Genomic DNA, 16,565 nt, shown 5'->3' with positions numbered 1-16,565 from the left:
AGAAAAATCCCCCTTCCATTCTTCAGGAAAGGGGGTTTAATTTTATTCAGTAACACCTGTTTTTTCGTCTACTAACTGCTCATAGGCTTCTTGATACTTTTGTACATCTCCCGCTCCCATAAAAATAACGACAGCGTCTTTATGATGTAACAAAGCAGAAGTGTCTTCTGCTGTAATCGTGTCGGCCCCTTCAATTTTCTCTTGGAGATTTGCAATTGACAGTTTGCCATGATTTTCACGAGCAGAGCCAAATATATCACATAAATAGACTTTGTCGGCTTTCCGTAAGCTGTCAGCAAAATCTGTTAAGAATGCTTGGGTACGAGTAAATGTGTGTGGTTGGAATACAAACACAATTTCTCTATTAGGATATTTTTGTCTTGCAGAATCAATCGTAGCGTTGATTTCTGTTGGATGATGAGCATAATCATCAATGATAACTTGGCTGCCCTTCACTTTTTCTGTGAAGCGACGTTTCACACCTTTATGTGTTCGTAATCTCTCTTGAACCACTGCTGTGTCAATGTTTTCATAATGACATAATGCAATGACACCTAGTGCGTTGAGTACATTGTGCTTACCATATGTTGAAATGGTAAAAGATGCATAAAATGTATTTCTTACAAAAACATCAAAAGTCGTTCCATTTTCATCTACTGTTATATTTCTAGCTTGGAAATCATTTTCTTCACCGAAACCATAGAACACAACTGGAACTTTTGTTTGAATGCTTTGTAAATGCTCATCGTCTCCACAAGCAATAATTCCTTTATTCACTTGTAACGCCATTTCTTGAAAGGCTGAAAAAACATCTTCTACATCTGCAAAATAGTCTGGATGATCAAAATCAATATTCGTCATAATCGCATAATCTGGGTGATACGATAAGAAATGACGTCTATATTCGCACGCTTCAAAAACGAAGTACTGGGAATCTTCAGTCCCTTTTCCTGTACCGTCACCGATTAAATACGATGTTGGTTTATCTCCTGAAATAACGTGGGCCAATAACCCTGTAGTAGATGTTTTACCGTGCGCACCTGTTACGGCCACACTCGTAAATTTCTTCATAAATTCGCCCAAAAACTTATGATATCTGATAACGGGTAAACCCAGTTCTTTTGCTCTTTCTATTTCCTCATGATTATCGCTAAACGCATTTCCTGCTATGACCGTTAATCCTTCTTTAATATTATCTGCATTAAATGGAAGAATTGTAATCCCTGACTCTTCAAGATTTTTTTGTGTAAAGAAATATTTCTCCACGTCAGATCCCTGCACTTCAACCTTCATATCATGTAGGATCTGGGCAAGCGCACTCATACCGGAGCCTTTTATTCCTACAAAATGGTAAACTGTCATAAATTGAACCTCCACTAATGTCTATCTGCTAAGCATTATATGAACATTCCTAGAAATTGCTCACTTACAGATCAGATAGTCAGTCCTTCTTAATGTTACATTATAACATGTTTTATGCTACCTGCACATTTGATGTGTTCCTCTACATACTATACGATACTAACTTATACGTATTGTAGGTAAATTGTAAAAATTACTTTCTACTCTCTACTTTTTCTAAGTCGTGGGTTCGGTCGGTATTTTCTACCAGCTTTTGCCTCATCATGACCATCGATTAATACATTGTCACCAGTAAATCCAATATTGATCTTAAGGAGACTACCACCTACACCGTACACATCAACAGGTACTCCATTCTTTTCAAATTCCTCAATTCTCTTTTCGCTAAACCCACCTGACACAACTATTTTCACATGACTATAGCCCTCTTCATCTAATGCTTTACGTAAAGCAAAAATGAGTTCAGCGTTAACACCACGAGGATCAAACGTACCAAGTATATGTTGATTGCGAAGGAAGTATTTATCGATCATTGTACGCGATGTATCGACGCGGACACCTTTTAGTTTTTCACCAAACACTCTTGCTACTTTTAACGAATCGGTAATAACATCGTTATTATAATCCACTAAAGAGATTAGTTCATCGTTTGGAAATGTATCATGATAAGCTTCTGTCGCAGCCACGATATCCCCGTCAAACAATTGAATCAACGCATGAGGCATGGTTCCCATCCCTTGCTTTCCCCACCACTCGTTCATGGCGTGAGTCGCTTGTGCTGTTGCTCCGCCTATAAATGCAGCGTAACCGTCTCCCGCCTGCTGAGTAAAATGGTCGTCTCGGTCCCCCATAAAGATAACGGGTTTTTGAACACCAGATAAGGCAGCCGCTTTTGTTACATTGTATACATTCGTTGCAACAGACGTTCTTCTTGCTAAAATCCCATCAATCATGCCTTCTAGGTAACCAAAATCTTGATAATTTCCTTTAATCGTTAACACCGTTTCAAATGGGCTAATCTTATCCCCATCCTTTAACGAAAAAATCTCAAGATTTTCCGGATGATCTGAGAATGTATGAAGTAGGGCAATCGCTTCGTCTGTCCCGCATAATACCGCGTGACTTTTTTGAAAAAATTGCATGGTTACTTCGGCATTTGGTTTAAATCGTTTAGCAATCTCTTTGGTCTTAAGAAAATAGACTGCCGAAAACCACCCTTCTTTTACGCGATCATCAAATTTAAAGGTCGTATTCGTTAAACGACTGATTTCACCACTAAGCTTTTTTTCTAATTTCTTTCATTCCATTTTCTCCTTTGAATCAACAAGTAGTTCATCCACATCTATTCGTAAAGCTTTTCAAGCTGTTCCTCAGATATTAATACATCTCTAGGCTTGCTTCCTTTTGCTCCAGATATCATTCCTTGCTCTTCCATCATTTCTACAAGTCTAGCCGCTCTATTATAGCCGATTCTGAAGCGGCGTTGAAGACTTGAAGCAGAGGCTGCTCCTTGACCCACGACAAATTCACATGCCTCATAGAAGAGCTCATCTTCCTCTTCAATTGTCGCTTCTTTTCGAATCAGTTGTTCTTGATTAAAGATATAGTTAGGCTCTCCTTGCTTCCGAACGTGGTCTACGATTTGATCAATCTCCTCATCCGTCACAAACGTCCCTTGTAGTCTAACTGATTTTGATGATCCATTTTCGAGGAATAGCATATCTCCCTTTCCTAATAAGCGCTCAGCTCCGCTCATATCGATAATCGTTCGGCTATCGATTTGAGAGGACACTGAAAAAGCGACTCTAGTAGGAACGTTCGCTTTGATTAACCCTGTAATAACATCTACCGATGGTCGCTGCGTTGCAACTAACAAGTGAATTCCACATGCTCTCGCCTTTTGTGCAATTCTACAAATAGACTCTTCGACATCTTGTGGGCTCATCATCATAAGGTCTGCTAACTCATCAATGATAATAACGATGAAAGGAAGCTTTTGATTATATTGTTTGTTGTCCATCGCAATCTTATTATAGCGAGATATATCTCTGACACCTGCATGGGCAAATAGCTCATAACGTCTCTCCATCTCCTCAACTGCCCACTTTAATGAAGCAGTAGCTGCCTTTACATCTGTTATAACAGGACTTACCAAATGGGGTATGTGATTGTATGGTGCCAGTTCTACCATTTTCGGATCAATCATTAATAACTTCACATCATGTGGTGAGGATTTATACAGCAAACTCACAATAATGGAGTTAATACACACGCTTTTACCAGACCCAGTAGCTCCTGCAATAAGTCCATGTGGCATTTTATTTAGATCTGTCACAACAGGCTGTCCTGATATGTCCAATCCTAAAGCAACGGAGAGTGGGGATTCCGCCTCTTGGAAACGAGGGTGCTGTATAATTTCACTTAGAAATACAGGTCGGCTTTTGGGATTAGGAATCTCAATACCTATCGCGTTCTTGCCTGGAATGGGCGCTTCCATTCGAATGTCTTTTGCTGCCAGACTTAGTTTAATATCATCACTTAAATTTGTGATTTTGTTCACTTTCACTCCTGGCTCGGGTTGAACTTCAAAGCGTGTTACAGATGGTCCTTGAGTTACATTTATTACATGTGCCTTAACGTTAAAATTAGCTAGCGTTTCATTTAATAAATCTTGCTGTGCATCTAGCCACTCTTCTTCTTCCATTCTTTGAACAGGCGGTGTTAAAAGTGAGAGACTCGGTGCTTTATAACCAGAATCAACTTTCTCCACAACTCGTGTTTGTGAAACATTTGTTGAAGAGGATTCAATGATTTTGGATTCTGGTAATGCTGTCTGTTCCTGTAAAGTGAAGGGTTGTGTTACATCCTTAGATTCCTTACTGTTTTGTGTTTGGGCTTTTGCAACCTTTTCTTTATCTTGTTTAAGCATAATCACATTAAATGGGAGTCTGCTTTTTCTTCGTTGTTCTCTTCTCGTGTTTGTAGAAGGTTCTTCAATGGTAGCAGCACTCTCTTCTTGTTCCCTATGCTCATTCTCTTCTACTGACGATGTCTCATCTGTTATAGCTAGGGCAGGTACTTTTTGTAGTTCTTCCCGCTCCTCTTCTTCCGTTATCCAAGGGGGTACTTCTTTCTCTTCCTCAGCTTTTACTAGCTCAGTTTCTTTTATTGGAACGTCTTCCTTTAATTCTAAACGTGATTCCACAAAAGATGTTTCCTCAGGGATTTCGCTTACTGGTAGCTCTTGAAAATCTTGTTCCTTGGTATGGTGTTCGACCAGCTCTTTCTTGTTATGTAGAAGAGTTGGAAATGATAATACTTTATCAAAATCAGCTTGGATTAAGTTAACTTGTTCCCTTTTTTGAAATCCATAAATGGGACTAGGAATTTCGGTCGGTTTAAAGGGCCTTTTATTTTTAGGTGTAGGAAGTGAAGAACGATTTGGATTCGAATAGACGTCTTCAACTTCTCTACTTCTATCGCTTCTATCCTCTTCAACTTTCAATTCAACGGATTCGTCATAGCTACGTATCGCTTTCTCATCTTTTCCGTCAGGTATAAGCGGAAATTTAAACTGACCTTTTGGGTATTGATAGGTCATTCTCGTCTCAATTTCTTTTAGTTTCCCTTGCTGGCATCGTTTCTCTATCTTCACGCTCATGGATGGTATCTTGTTGTTCAGTAGGAAGATTAAACAGCTTTTTTATCCAGCTCACTCACATCACTCTTTCTCATAGATTCAATCTTCATTGTATCAGATACTGGTTGTCCTGTGGCATTCAGTAGAAAATATACAAAAAATCCTCTATCCAAAATGGATAAAGGACATGAGCCTATTAAAAGAAACTGTCACCAACCGTATAGGTATCTTCCAATACAAGTATTCCTTTTTCTTTCGGAGCATTTGGTAAGTCAAGCTCTTTGGCAGAACAAATCATTCCACTTGAAGCTACTCCTCTTAGCTCTGCATCTTTGATCACCATGCCACTTGGCATTACGGCGCCGACTTTTGCCACAACTACTTTTTGCCCAGCATCTACATTTGGAGCTCCGCACACTATTTGTAATGTTTTATCTCCCACATTAACTGAACATACATTTAACTTATCAGCATCAGGATGCTTCTCTTTAGACTCTACATATCCGACTACAAATTTAGGTGAAAAATCTGCTTCAAGAGCCTCTTCAAATCCATTTTGAAATAGGACAGCATTGATTTCTTTCAATCGATTATCGTCCATTTTAATTGGGCCATTCTCTACAACTGTCATATACTTGCTTGCATGGAATACGTTGTATCCTACTGTTTCATTCGTCGAAGCATCAAAAATTCTTGCCACATCATTTTTCTTCTCAAGTTGAATCACATCTTTCGGTGCATCCTTTACCGAAACAATTAATGTATCACCAATACCTTCTTTGTTATAAAATACATTCATTATTATTTCTCCTTATCTACTGGTCGATTTTTACCTAATATAAAAATTGGTTCAAGTTTACCTTCATCATATACAAAGGATAGTGCCGTCACAGGAACTGGGCCTGTTGTAAAGAAATGCATCGTCATTTGTGCTAATATATCATACCCTGCCTCGTTCCGTATGTCACCAATGATTAGTGTATCTTGATGGGGAACAGATACGGTCATCTCCCCCTCTATACGATCGCTCATATTCTTCAAGAAGGCATCATTTAGAATTCTACTTGCATCATACCCGTCTTTTGCATTAACAAAATAAAAGAGATTATCTCTAACTTGATCTTGTCTGAATGGGGTTGGTAAAGATCGCACGTTGAAGCGAGCAAGCTCTTTAACTCGTTCACTCGACCACTCTTCACGGTGAAGAAGAGCTGTATCGATTAGTCGATACGTACTACCAAGATCTAATGCATAATAAATTCGTGTTTCAGCTGTATGCTCTTCTGTCAACAAGCTATGGCCTTCATTACTCTCTGTCGGAAAAGAAGTTGAACGAATAACAGGAAAGATATTTTTTTCTTTTTCCGTTAGCGTCACATCTTGCCCCATTACACCTAAGGCTTCGTCTACATAATAGACAACATCTTGGATTGCATCGTCTTTGCGCTCAGACCATTTGGCCACAACCGTCTGAAGTGAAATGGTCACACCTTGCTTATGTTCGTTTTCAATACGCAGTGTTTTGTCTTTATGGTTATATGTAAACGTTCTGCCTTCTCGTTCTAACCGTTTTTGCAGTTCGTTCCTCATTTGAATTTCATTCATTTTCGCCATTATCTTACCCCCTCCTTACGATGAGAAGTACCTACATAGTTGCAATATACTTATCATACAAAAAATCTCCCTTCATCTCAATGATGAAGGGAGACCAACATGAAAAGCACTTTTTTGCCCTTCATGACACCCTACTAAAATGATAGACTTTCAATAAATGTAACAATTTCTTCTTTTGTTTTACGATCTTTGCTGACAAATCGGCCTAACTCTTTGCCATCTTGATAAGCCAGGAAGCTTGGAATCCCAAAAATATCATGTTCTATGCATACATCAATAAATTGATCCCGATCTACATAAACCCAAGTAAATTGTCTATACTCTTCTTCTAGTTCTGGAAGGATCGGGTCAATCACTCGGCAATCTGGACACCAATCTGCTGAAAATAAAAACATATGAGTTCCCGATGCTTTTAATTCATGAAATTCTTCAATGGACGCTAATTTTTTCACTTGTTGTTCCCTCCGGTATCTATTGTCATTTGACCGAATTTAATCCAGCCTTTTTTTCTCATGTACTCAGATAGTATCAAGGATAGTAGCGCAGGTCCAACTATATGCAATAGTACTATTTTAACTAACACATCTGCTGAAGCTCCCATGGTCGTAATGGTCATGATTTGCCCTACAAAACCACTTGTACCCATTCCTGCTCCTGCTGCATTGTTTTCTAGAATCAAAAGTGTCGTTCCAATAGGTGCTAATACTATACCTGCAACAGTCGGGGGGATCAAGATGAGTGGATGGCGAACAATGTTTGGCACTTGAAGCATACTTGTTCCAATTCCTTGTGCAAAGAGCCCACCCCATTTATTTTCACGGAAGCTACTTACTGCAAATCCTATCATCTGGGCTGAACACCCAATAGTTGCTGCTCCTGCTGCAATCCCTTCTAACCCAAGCATTATAGCAATCGCGGCACTCGAAATGGGTGCCGTTAAGGCCAGTCCCATTAAGGCAGCAACAATAATTCCCATCGTGATGGGTCTTTGTTCTGTTGCCCATTCAATCCAGCTTCCAAACACGACCATAAAATCAGCAATTACCGGCCCGATAAAATACGCCACTACATACCCTGTCAATATCGTCACAAATGGTGTCACAATAATATCTAATTTCGTCGACTTACTGACCACTTTACCAATTTCCACTGCTAATACAGATGCAATGTAAGCTCCAGCAGGGCCACCTAAGCTTGCTCCAGCTGCACCTGCGATTATACTTGAAAACAACACCAGTGGAGGTGCAGATAAACCATATGCAATGGCTCCACCAATAGCAGGACCCATAAGCCCCATCGCAAGAGTTCCCATCTCTACTAAAACGTAAGGTCATTTTGTGGAAGCTCTCCTATTGTCTTACTAATTAATCCAATAATTAAGGAGCTAAATAAACCTAACGCCATATAACTAAGGGCATCAACAAAATATACTTTAGGTGAGAGACTCACCCCTTTTTTCTGTAAAACTCTTTCATTCCTGTCACCTACTCATTCACTTTAAAAGACTTTATAATACTAAGCATCTTTTCCACATGATCTTTGATATCATTTTTTATAATGGAACTAATTTTCACTTGTCCATTACCAGCTGTTATTTCTACTTCCTCATCTATTTTCCTAATGAGCACATAATGGAAACCATCTTCGTTATTTGTTTCATCAATGTCCCATTCACTACTAGAACTCTTAACACCTTCGTATAAGGTTTGACTCGTTTTCTCTTCATTTTCGTTATAAAACAACAAATAGGTTGTATCTCCACTTTCAATGACAATATTATTGTCAACTTGTTCTTCCACATTCATCCCAAAAGGAAGAAAAAAGCTATAATGATTCGCTTCTTCATTTGGTTCCTTGGATTCTTCTGGCCACGTAATCGTCTCATCCTTTAACTGTTTAATCTCTTCTTCATTGGATAAGCCACAACCAGAAAGTAGGAAACTGAACATCACAAGTACTATGTATCCAATTCGCTTCACTTTCTTTCCCTCCAAATCATCACAATACATGTTTATCTTACTCTTATAACGCTGTCTTGACAACTGAGTTTACGCCTATCATTTCTTATACTGATACTATTTATGGTAAACTTATGGAAAATGAACTTAAAGGGGAGAATACTATGAACTTAACTGTTTATTTAACTGGTGAAATACATACTTCATGGAGAGATGATATTAAAAAGCTGGCAAAAGAAAAAGACTTACCATTTACATTTGTAGGGCCCATGGAAGACCATGAACGTTCTGATTATATCGGAGAAGAAATTTTAGGTGAGCAGCCGTCTAAGATTTTTACAGATGATGCTGCGTCAGCCATTAATAATATCCGTACACAGGTCTTACTTTCTAAAGTGATGTAGTAATTGCTTTATTTGGTGAACAGTATAAACAGTGGAACACGGCAATGGATGCAAGCGCCGCATTGACGCTCAATAAGCCACTTATTCTGGTTAGACCTGAAAAGCTACACCATCCATTAAAAGAATTATCCAGGAAAGCAAATGTCACAGTCACAGACATTCAACAAGCCGTGAACGTCCTTGCGTATATTTTAGAATAATAAAAGGGAACCACGATCCTATTCTCATAGGACAATGGTTCCCTTTTTCATTAACCCTTCTCTACTGCTACTTTTCTTAAGTATTGACCTATTAAAAGAGTGGTGACATGCTCAAACATAGCCCCGCGTGTCATTAAGCTGTTTGTGAATATTCCAACCGCTCCTTCTTTACTTCTCACATCATTACGATTGCTGTAGTCATTCATCACAGGTCCTAACTCTTCACCGTTTCGTAGTCTGCAAGCAATTTCCTCTGGCAATAAAATTCTGGCTCCACCCGCAATCATACTATCCTGTTGTTCTCTTAGATAGATGGCTCCCCAATTACAAAGAAATAATCCATGAGAGGTCTCTTGTACTCCACCCTCTAAACCAAAGCCCATATTTGCGTCAAGGTGTAAACAAGCTTTCTTCGCACGATTTACAGCACCTTGTATGGTTTCTTCATCCGTAAAAGGCTGGGAGCTTACCCCAGAATCTACATCTACACTATAAAAATCTCCTGTTAAGTATGGTCGACATGCTCGTTCTACCGCTCCCACCTTTGCAGGATTTTTACTTCCGATCGCAATGTTCATGTTCTTTACCCTTGTTCAATGATGGACTTAACAGTGGATGAGTCACATTCTTTAATCAATTTTACAATCAATTCTTTCGCTGCTGCATAATCATCAACATGAATCATACTAGCATGCGTATGAATATAACGTGAACATATACCAATGACAGCACTTGGGACACCTTCATTTGTTAAGTGAACTCTACCAGCATCTGTTCCTCCTTGAGAAACATAATATTGGTACGGAATGTCATTTGTTTCTGCTGTATCTAAAATAAACTCTCTCATGCCTCGGTGAGTAACCATAGAACGGTCTAAAATGCGTAAGAGAACACCACTTCCTAATTGACCAAATTCACTCTTATTGCCTGACATATCATTAGCTGGACTTGCATCTAATGCGAAAAATAAATCCGGCTTAATCATAGTCGCAGCAACCTGCGCTCCTCTTAAACCTACTTCTTCTTGAACAGTTGCACCTGAATACAATGTATTTGGGAGAGTCTCACCTTGAAGCTCTTTTAACAATTCAATAGATAATCCACAGCCATAGCGATTATCCCAAGCTTTTGCTAAAATTTTCTTTTCATTACTCATAGGAGTAAAAGGACAAATAGGGACAATCTGCTGTCCAGGTCTAACACCAATTCGTTTTACATCCTCCGCATCATCCGCCCCAATATCAATTAGCATATTTTTCATATCCATAGGTCGCTTTCTTACTTCGTCAGTAAGAATATGAGGAGGAATAGAACCAACTACTCCAATAACAGGTCCATTATTCGTGATGATTTGAACGCGTTGAGCAAGTAAGACTTGGCTCCACCAGCCTCCTAGTGCTTCAAATTTAATCATCCCATTCGCTGTCACTTTCGTCACCATGAAACCAACTTCGTCCATATGTCCTGCCACCATAATACGTGGTCCGTTTTCAGCCCCGTGCTTTACTCCAAAAATTCCACCAAGTCGATCTTGGACGATTTCATCTGAGTATTTCTCAAGTTCACTCTTCATAAAATCTCTTACTAAATATTCATTACCTGGTGCCCCCGGTAATTCTGTTAATGTTTTAAATAAAGACAACGTTTCTTGATTCATATGAAAACTCCCTTCTTATGTATACCCCTTTATTGTACTAAAAGAATAATCGTGTTGCCTAACCATAAGAGCATATTCTTAATAAAATGTTTTGTTCTTCCTTTCAGTTATCATACTACTTCAGCGATCTAACAAACTTTAACAAAACTGTATTTTAAAAAGATGATGAAATGGGTAGAGTTCTGTATACTGAATATATAGAGTTCAATTGTAATTTGGAATGGAGGGAAACTCATATGAACTGGAAGTCTTTACTAATTGGTACGATTGCAGGTTTTGCAGGAGGGTATTTAGTTAAAGAATTATCAACTTCATCAAGCTATGTTTCTTCAGAGGCCGTTCTTGAAAAGGTGAAAAAGCATTCCGGGAAAAAGGACCGATTGATGGTTCGTGGATTCATATGGAGCCAGAAGACTATGTGATCGATCCTGTGCATACAAAAGTGTACCGTGGAGGAATTATGAGACAGCGCAATGGCCAAAATGAACAATTTGAATTTATAGCGGATGCTAAAACAGGAAGTATCCTACGCATTGATACAGTGACAAAAGAATTACAGACCGTTTGAATGAGCAAAGGTTGCCCCGAGGGGCAACCTTTTTTATCTCTCCCTTTTCAAGGAGTCAATGATTTCATTTTCTTTAGACCATTTCACGGCTCTATATAGGCCATCATGATAGAATAGGCACCAATATTCGTTTTCTAAAATTTCTTTAAGCCACTTATCTTTTGCAAAGATGCTCGTCATTGGATAGTCATCGTATGCCATGACCCAAAGGGGATTTTGATGGGCATGTGTTGCCATAATATCAGCTAAATGAACATAGACCTCCTTGCCGTCACTAATTTTGACTACGCTGTGTCCGTCACTATGTCCACCGGTATGAATCATCATGACTCCGTCTAGTACTTCTATGAAATCTTTAAACGTTTTTACTTGCTGTTCAATCGCAATCCAATTTTCTTTCCAATATGTATTGCGAGACCTTATATTCGGATTTCTTATTTCATTCCATTCCACTTCTGATGTAATAATGGTTGCATTCGGAAAAGCAGGGAGTAATTCACCGTCGTCTGCTTTTTTTGTTAACCCTAACACGTGATCAAAATGCATATGAGTCATTAAGCAATAGTCAATATCTTCTGGCGTCAGTCCCAGTTTCGATAAAGACTTTTCTACATGTGATTCTTCTAGCACTCCGTAATTACGGAGCTGCTTTTCTGAGAGCCGACCATTTCCAATTCCAGAATCAATGATAAAATTCTTTCCGTCTTTTTGGAAAAAGATTGGATCGGTTCGTAGTTCAATTCTATTATATTCATCTACTGGATATTTCTTGGACCATAGTGCCTTCGGAACGACACCAAACATTGCCCCTCCGTCTAGATGTGTAACTCCCCCATTTAACCAAGTGAACGACATGTTTCCCCTTTTTAACGTATCCACAAAAATCCCCCTTATCATCTTGTCTTCTTCAGTTTAGCATCCTAACTCACTATTATAAAAAGAAAAACAAAAAAACCAATAGTCGTCAACGGGGACGTTCTATTGGTTTTTACTGTTTATTTATTTAGGTAGCGAACTTCTGATCGATAAATTCTCTGCCCTTTATTAGAAAATTTCTCTTCATATTCCGTCATTATATTCGGGCCAAATTCACTTTTGTGTAGATCTAAACTTACAAATGTTAAAAGCAATCCATATTCGGAGAAACTTTGTAAAGAATACTCGAACAACCCTTGATTGTCTGTTTTAAAATGGATTTCCCCTTCTGGAATAAGAATTTCTTTATAAAGATCTAAAAAGTTAGAATGAGTAAGTCTTCTTTTAGCATGTCTAATTTTTGGCCAAGGATCTGAGAAATTTAAATACACTCGTGAGATTTCATCCCTATCAAAAATTTTTGTTAAATCCATTGCGTTTTCATTTAAGAGACGGAGGTTTCTAACATCCTTTTCCAGCGCTTTATCTAAAGCGGTTACGATGACACTCTCGAAAAGTTCAATTCCTATATAGTTAATGTCAGCGTTTAGTTCTGCCATGCCTGAAACAAATTGCCCTTTTCCTGTCCCTACTTCAATATGAATAGGATTCTTATTACCAAATACTTCATGCCACTTCCCCTTAAATTGTTCAGGGTTTCTCACCACGATCTCTGGATGACTATCTAACTTATCTTTAGCCCATGGTTTGTTGCGTAATCTCATGTTTATCACCAATCCTTTTGCTATGTGTTACTTAATTCGAGTTAAACCATATCTGACCTTCATTATCAATGATTCCCATTACTAGAAAGTCATTCTTTTTACTTCATGTATAGATAAAAAAATGAATCCACAAACTAACTGTGAATTCACGTATCTTTATTAAGAGAGGGTGCCGAAGAATGCCTTTAACCTATCACAATCAACTTTCACTACTTCAAGATATTCTGACTAATCACTTAGATGACTGCTGCGGAACAGTAGCAGAATGCGAGCAAGTAGAACGTCTTGTTAAATCTCTAATGGTGAATCAAGACGTACAACAAGCTGCTAAACCCCTGTTAGAAGAAATTTACCGCTATGGACAAGAGGGTAAATACACGAAAGGCTTAGAACAACATATTCATACGAACCGTCAGTCTTTAGAAAACTGGGTAGAGGATATGAATACGTACTTTTAAAGAGTAATAAATCCTTCTAGACGCAGTAGCAATTGATTCATTTCAGCAACTCTGTCCTTTGAATAGTGCCACTGCACAGAAAGTAGCGTTTGACAAATAACATACCACTTCATACGAATTTGTAAGGAATTTGATAACTCAACACCGTATTGAGATAGCCACATTCCCCAGTCTTCTCTAGGGATATACCAATATAAGATCAAGCCTAGATCAATAGCAGGATCACCAATCATACTACTGTCCCAATCAATAAGGTATAGGTCCCCATCATCAGACAGGAGCCAATTGTTGTGGTTAAGATCACCATGACAAACCACATAATTAGCCGTATAAATGTCCCCTATAGTTTCTTGAAGAAACTGTATGGACTGCTCGACTACTAGACGCCTTGTCAAATCAGTATCCAACCCCGTTTCAACTTGAATGAGCATTTCTTCAGGTTGAAACGGTTTCACTCCTAAACGCTCTAACATGGTTAATAGTGGCTTTGTACTATGAATTTTATGAAGTAATTTTGCTACAGAAATGTCATTCATATCACGAGCCGAAAGTTCCCTTCCACTCATCCAGCTTTGAGCCGTAATCACATCACCGTTTTCTAATCGCTTTGTCCAAATTAACTTTGGTACAATTCCTTCAGCTGAAAGAACAGCTAAAAATGGGGATGAATTCCGTTTTAGGAAAAGCTTTTGCTCCTCTCTTTGAGCAAAATAAGCTTCTCCTGTAGCTCCTCCAGCAGGTGTGATCGTCCATTCCTTATCAAATAAATGTTCCAACATGCTTCACCTACAACTTAATGCATTCTCCGAGGTCCCTAGTATACGTTTATTATCATACTATAATCATTCGTTTATAATCAAAATAAAAAAGAGATAGCTGTTGATAGTCACAATCACAGCTATCTCTTTATAAATTTTATAATCAATTAGTACTTACGTCAAGACTCCCTTTCCCACTACCGACCTAGTACATATAGACTGAGTGGTTGAATCTCTAAAATAGATTGTACTGTACGATGAGAAGATGTGGATACGGACTGCTCTTCCACTAAAATATTCCACTTACCTTCAGGCAATAAAAGTTCTTGGATAGTGAAGCGATTGTGGTAGACAATCACTAGTTCTTCCCAAGTTGAAAAGGCTTTTAACCCTTTGTAATGTATGGCAATGATCCCATTATCTTTTTTTAACACTGAATAAAATTCTTTTCCTTCCATATGGCTCGACACATGAAAAATTGGATTCTCCCTGCGTAAACGGAGTAGCCCCATAATGAATTGTACATTTTCGTCTTCTAGTTCTCGCAGTCCCCAGTCAAGTCGATTCACCCTGTCTGGTGCATTATAGCTATTTCCGATCCCTTCCTTTGTACGGAAAAATTCCTGGCCAGCATGTAGAAAAGGAATTCCAGGTGCTAATATAGTCATCGCTGTCGCTAGTTGATGTCTTTTAATATTCCATTGGTCGTTCGGGTATATGAACTGAATTTTGTCCCATAATGTATGATTATCATGAGATTCGACATAGTTAACACTTTGAATAGGGGCTAGCTTCCCTTCTCCTAAGAGTAAAGGCAAAACTTTTTCTTCCATATTTGGTTCACCTAAAGCAAAACCAGTACTGCCCATATTGAATGTGCTTCCCTTAATTGTGTCTCTAAATTGGTCATTGAAAAAAGCGATAGTAGGTAAGCTTGAAGCGTTTGCTATAATGGCTTTTTTCTCTTTTGGAAGCGTGGTTTGTAAATCCCACCCTTCTCCAAGTAACATTAGCCCTGGCACCAATTCTTCCGCTACCTTACTGACTTCTAGCATGGTTTCAATATCTAAATTTCCCATTAAGTCGAATCGAAAGCCATCTATACCATATTCCGTTAGCCAATAGGTCACACTGTCCACTATAAATTTTCTTGCCAGCTTCTTTTCAGATGCAAAGTCATTTCCTACCCCTGTTCCATCAGATGGATTTCCATATCCATCATGGCGAAAAAAGTAACCTGGCACTAGTAGTTCAAAGCTTGATAGCTCCTGGATATAGACATGATTATACACCACATCTTGGATGACCCTTAAACCCTGCTGATGAAAAGTATCAATCATTTCTTTTAATTCATGAATTCTGCTGTATGGATCTTTGGGATTGGTAGAATATGAACCTTCTGGAGCATTAAAAAACAGCGGATTATATCCCCAGTTGTATTGTTTTAGAGGATGAAGATCGTCTACCCCTTCAAAATCATTTAAAGGCAATAATTCTATATGTGTAACTCCTAGCTCTTTTAAATAAGACAATCCTGTTGATAATCCATCTTTTGAAATGGTTTCAAGTTCAGTTAAGCCCTTGTACTTTCCTTTCATTCGGACTCCGCTATTCGGATGAATGGTCGCATCACGTACATGTAATTCATATATACTGCATTGTGTTGGAGGTAAAGATGGAAGTGCGGTAAGCTTTTTGGTTTTCTCCATATCAATGACAACCCCGAGCTGACTTCCAGCTGTAACACTTTTGGCATACGGATCGACAACTTCTTTCCATTGTTGATTGACACAAGCAATGAATGAATAATAGTACCCATCTAGATTTCCTTCTTCTAAATGGGACCACACTCCAGCTTCTCTAGTCATAGAAACCATTTTTGTGTCCATCTGTACTGGATGTATTAACTTTAACCGTACATGCGTAGCCGTCGGTGCCCACACAAGGAAGGAGGTTTGATTCTCTGAATATAGTGCGCCTAACTCCCCATCATAATAAAACATTTCGTCAAATTCATCTGTCCGGATAACGGATCCTATTTGTAAGTCGGTTTGAATGTTTCGCTCATCCAACACATAATACGTTTGACCAAAATTAGGAGTGAAAGTAAGCTTCCCTACATATTTTCTTCTATTATCTAATTCAACTACAGACTCTATAGTTATGGGCCATGATTTATCTTCAAAAAGCAATGTAAAATGAGCTGACTCTCCGTCGTGATAGCTTCGTGGTAGTAATATCGTTACCGTATTCATCCCATCTAAATATGCTTCAAATGTTCTCTCTATCTTCAACAAAAAGTTCAC

16 protein-coding genes and 2 pseudogenes are annotated in these 16,565 nt (G+C 38.6%); 4 read left to right on the top strand and 14 right to left on the bottom strand.

All coding sequences use genetic code 11. The annotated features are described in order from the left end of the window. Window positions 1-42: 42 nt before the first annotated feature. The 8 genes and pseudogenes from murC to M44_RS12845 form a co-directional block, all read right to left on the bottom strand. Window positions 43-1,362, bottom strand: coding sequence for a UDP-N-acetylmuramate--L-alanine ligase (gene murC / locus M44_RS12880; RefSeq protein ID WP_010174242.1), 1,320 nt, complete (start codon window positions 1,360-1,362; stop codon window positions 43-45). Between the two features lie 200 nt (window positions 1,363-1,562). Continuing rightward, complete coding sequence (locus M44_RS12875; RefSeq protein ID WP_029326878.1) at window positions 1,563-2,630, bottom strand: nicotinate phosphoribosyltransferase; 1,068 nt, start codon at window positions 2,628-2,630, stop codon at window positions 1,563-1,565. A gap of 74 nt (window positions 2,631-2,704) precedes the next feature. Further along, window positions 2,705-4,963, bottom strand: a complete 2,259-nt coding sequence (locus M44_RS25420; RefSeq protein ID WP_155814965.1) for a DNA translocase FtsK — start codon at window positions 4,961-4,963, stop codon at window positions 2,705-2,707. Window positions 4,964-5,198: 235 nt separating this feature from the next. Then, complete coding sequence (gene ytpR / locus M44_RS12865; RefSeq protein WP_010174237.1) at window positions 5,199-5,801, bottom strand: YtpR family tRNA-binding protein; 603 nt, start codon at window positions 5,799-5,801, stop codon at window positions 5,199-5,201. A 2-nt stretch (window positions 5,802-5,803) separates the two neighbouring features. After that, entirely contained in the window at window positions 5,804-6,607 is an 804-nt protein-coding gene (locus tag M44_RS12860; protein WP_029326877.1) for a DUF1444 domain-containing protein, read from the bottom strand. Window positions 6,608-6,750: 143 nt separating this feature from the next. Further along, window positions 6,751-7,068, bottom strand: a complete 318-nt coding sequence (locus tag M44_RS12855) for a thioredoxin family protein (RefSeq protein ID WP_010174232.1) — start codon at window positions 7,066-7,068, stop codon at window positions 6,751-6,753. Beyond that, window positions 7,065-8,065 (bottom strand): annotated as a pseudogene (locus M44_RS23055) (PTS sugar transporter subunit IIC). Before M44_RS23055 ends, M44_RS12855 begins: the two are co-directional and overlap by 4 nt. Before the next feature lie 35 nt (window positions 8,066-8,100). Further along, window positions 8,101-8,595, bottom strand: coding sequence for a hypothetical protein (locus tag M44_RS12845; protein WP_010174228.1), 495 nt, complete (start codon window positions 8,593-8,595; stop codon window positions 8,101-8,103). Window positions 8,596-8,738: 143 nt separating this feature from the next. On the opposite strand from M44_RS12845, the pseudogene M44_RS23050 reads away from it, so the two are divergent. Then, window positions 8,739-9,178: pseudogene (locus M44_RS23050) on the top strand (YtoQ family protein). A 50-nt stretch (window positions 9,179-9,228) separates the two neighbouring features. Here M44_RS23050 and M44_RS12835 read toward each other — a convergent pair. After that, entirely contained in the window at window positions 9,229-9,756 is a 528-nt protein-coding gene (locus M44_RS12835; protein WP_010174226.1) for a DUF84 family protein, read from the bottom strand. Between the two features lie 5 nt (window positions 9,757-9,761). Further along, window positions 9,762-10,835 carry a M42 family metallopeptidase gene (locus M44_RS12830; RefSeq protein ID WP_010174224.1) on the bottom strand — a complete coding sequence of 358 codons (1,074 nt, stop codon included), beginning with the start codon at window positions 10,833-10,835 and terminating at the stop codon, window positions 9,762-9,764. A 236-nt stretch (window positions 10,836-11,071) separates the two neighbouring features. Here M44_RS12830 and M44_RS28290 point away from each other — a divergent pair, with 236 nt between their 5' ends. Then, window positions 11,072-11,257 carry a hypothetical protein gene (locus M44_RS28290; protein WP_010174222.1) on the top strand — a complete coding sequence of 62 codons (186 nt, stop codon included), beginning with the start codon at window positions 11,072-11,074 and terminating at the stop codon, window positions 11,255-11,257. Beyond that, the gene (locus M44_RS28285) at window positions 11,254-11,403 is read left to right on the top strand and encodes a hypothetical protein (RefSeq protein ID WP_010174220.1); all 150 of its coding nucleotides are present in this window, start codon (window positions 11,254-11,256) and stop codon (window positions 11,401-11,403) included. The genes M44_RS28290 and M44_RS28285 overlap by 4 nt, the downstream gene beginning before the upstream one ends. A gap of 33 nt (window positions 11,404-11,436) precedes the next feature. Here the strand turns inward: M44_RS28285 and M44_RS12820 are convergent, their stop codons facing one another. Then, window positions 11,437-12,282, bottom strand: a complete 846-nt coding sequence (locus tag M44_RS12820) for a YtnP family quorum-quenching lactonase (RefSeq protein ID WP_010174218.1) — start codon at window positions 12,280-12,282, stop codon at window positions 11,437-11,439. 116 nt (window positions 12,283-12,398) lie between these two features. Next, entirely contained in the window at window positions 12,399-13,043 is a 645-nt protein-coding gene (trmB, locus tag M44_RS12815; protein WP_010174216.1) for a tRNA (guanosine(46)-N7)-methyltransferase TrmB, read from the bottom strand. 179 nt (window positions 13,044-13,222) lie between these two features. On the opposite strand from trmB, the gene M44_RS12810 reads away from it, so the two are divergent. After that, window positions 13,223-13,501 (top strand): YtzH-like family protein, encoded by a 279-nt coding sequence (locus tag M44_RS12810; protein ID WP_010174215.1) that lies wholly within the window; start codon window positions 13,223-13,225, stop codon window positions 13,499-13,501. Here the strand turns inward: M44_RS12810 and M44_RS12805 are convergent. Both M44_RS12805 and pulA read right to left on the bottom strand, forming a co-directional pair. After that, entirely contained in the window at window positions 13,498-14,277 is a 780-nt protein-coding gene (locus M44_RS12805; RefSeq protein WP_010174213.1) for a phosphotransferase family protein, read from the bottom strand. The two genes, M44_RS12810 and M44_RS12805, sit on opposite strands and share 4 nt — an antisense overlap. 179 nt (window positions 14,278-14,456) lie before the next feature. After that, on the bottom strand, window positions 14,457-16,556 hold the full coding sequence (gene pulA, locus M44_RS12800; RefSeq protein WP_010174211.1) for a type I pullulanase: 2,100 nt from the start codon (window positions 16,554-16,556) through the stop codon (window positions 14,457-14,459). Between the last annotated feature and the right edge of the window lie 9 nt (window positions 16,557-16,565).

It is taken from the genome of Bacillus coahuilensis m4-4 (assembly GCF_000171615.1).
Classification (GTDB): domain Bacteria; phylum Bacillota; class Bacilli; order Bacillales; family Bacillaceae_K; genus Bacillus_T; species Bacillus_T coahuilensis.
Note: the sequence above shows the minus strand (reverse complement) of the source record. Positions and strands in the feature narration are given on the sequence as shown.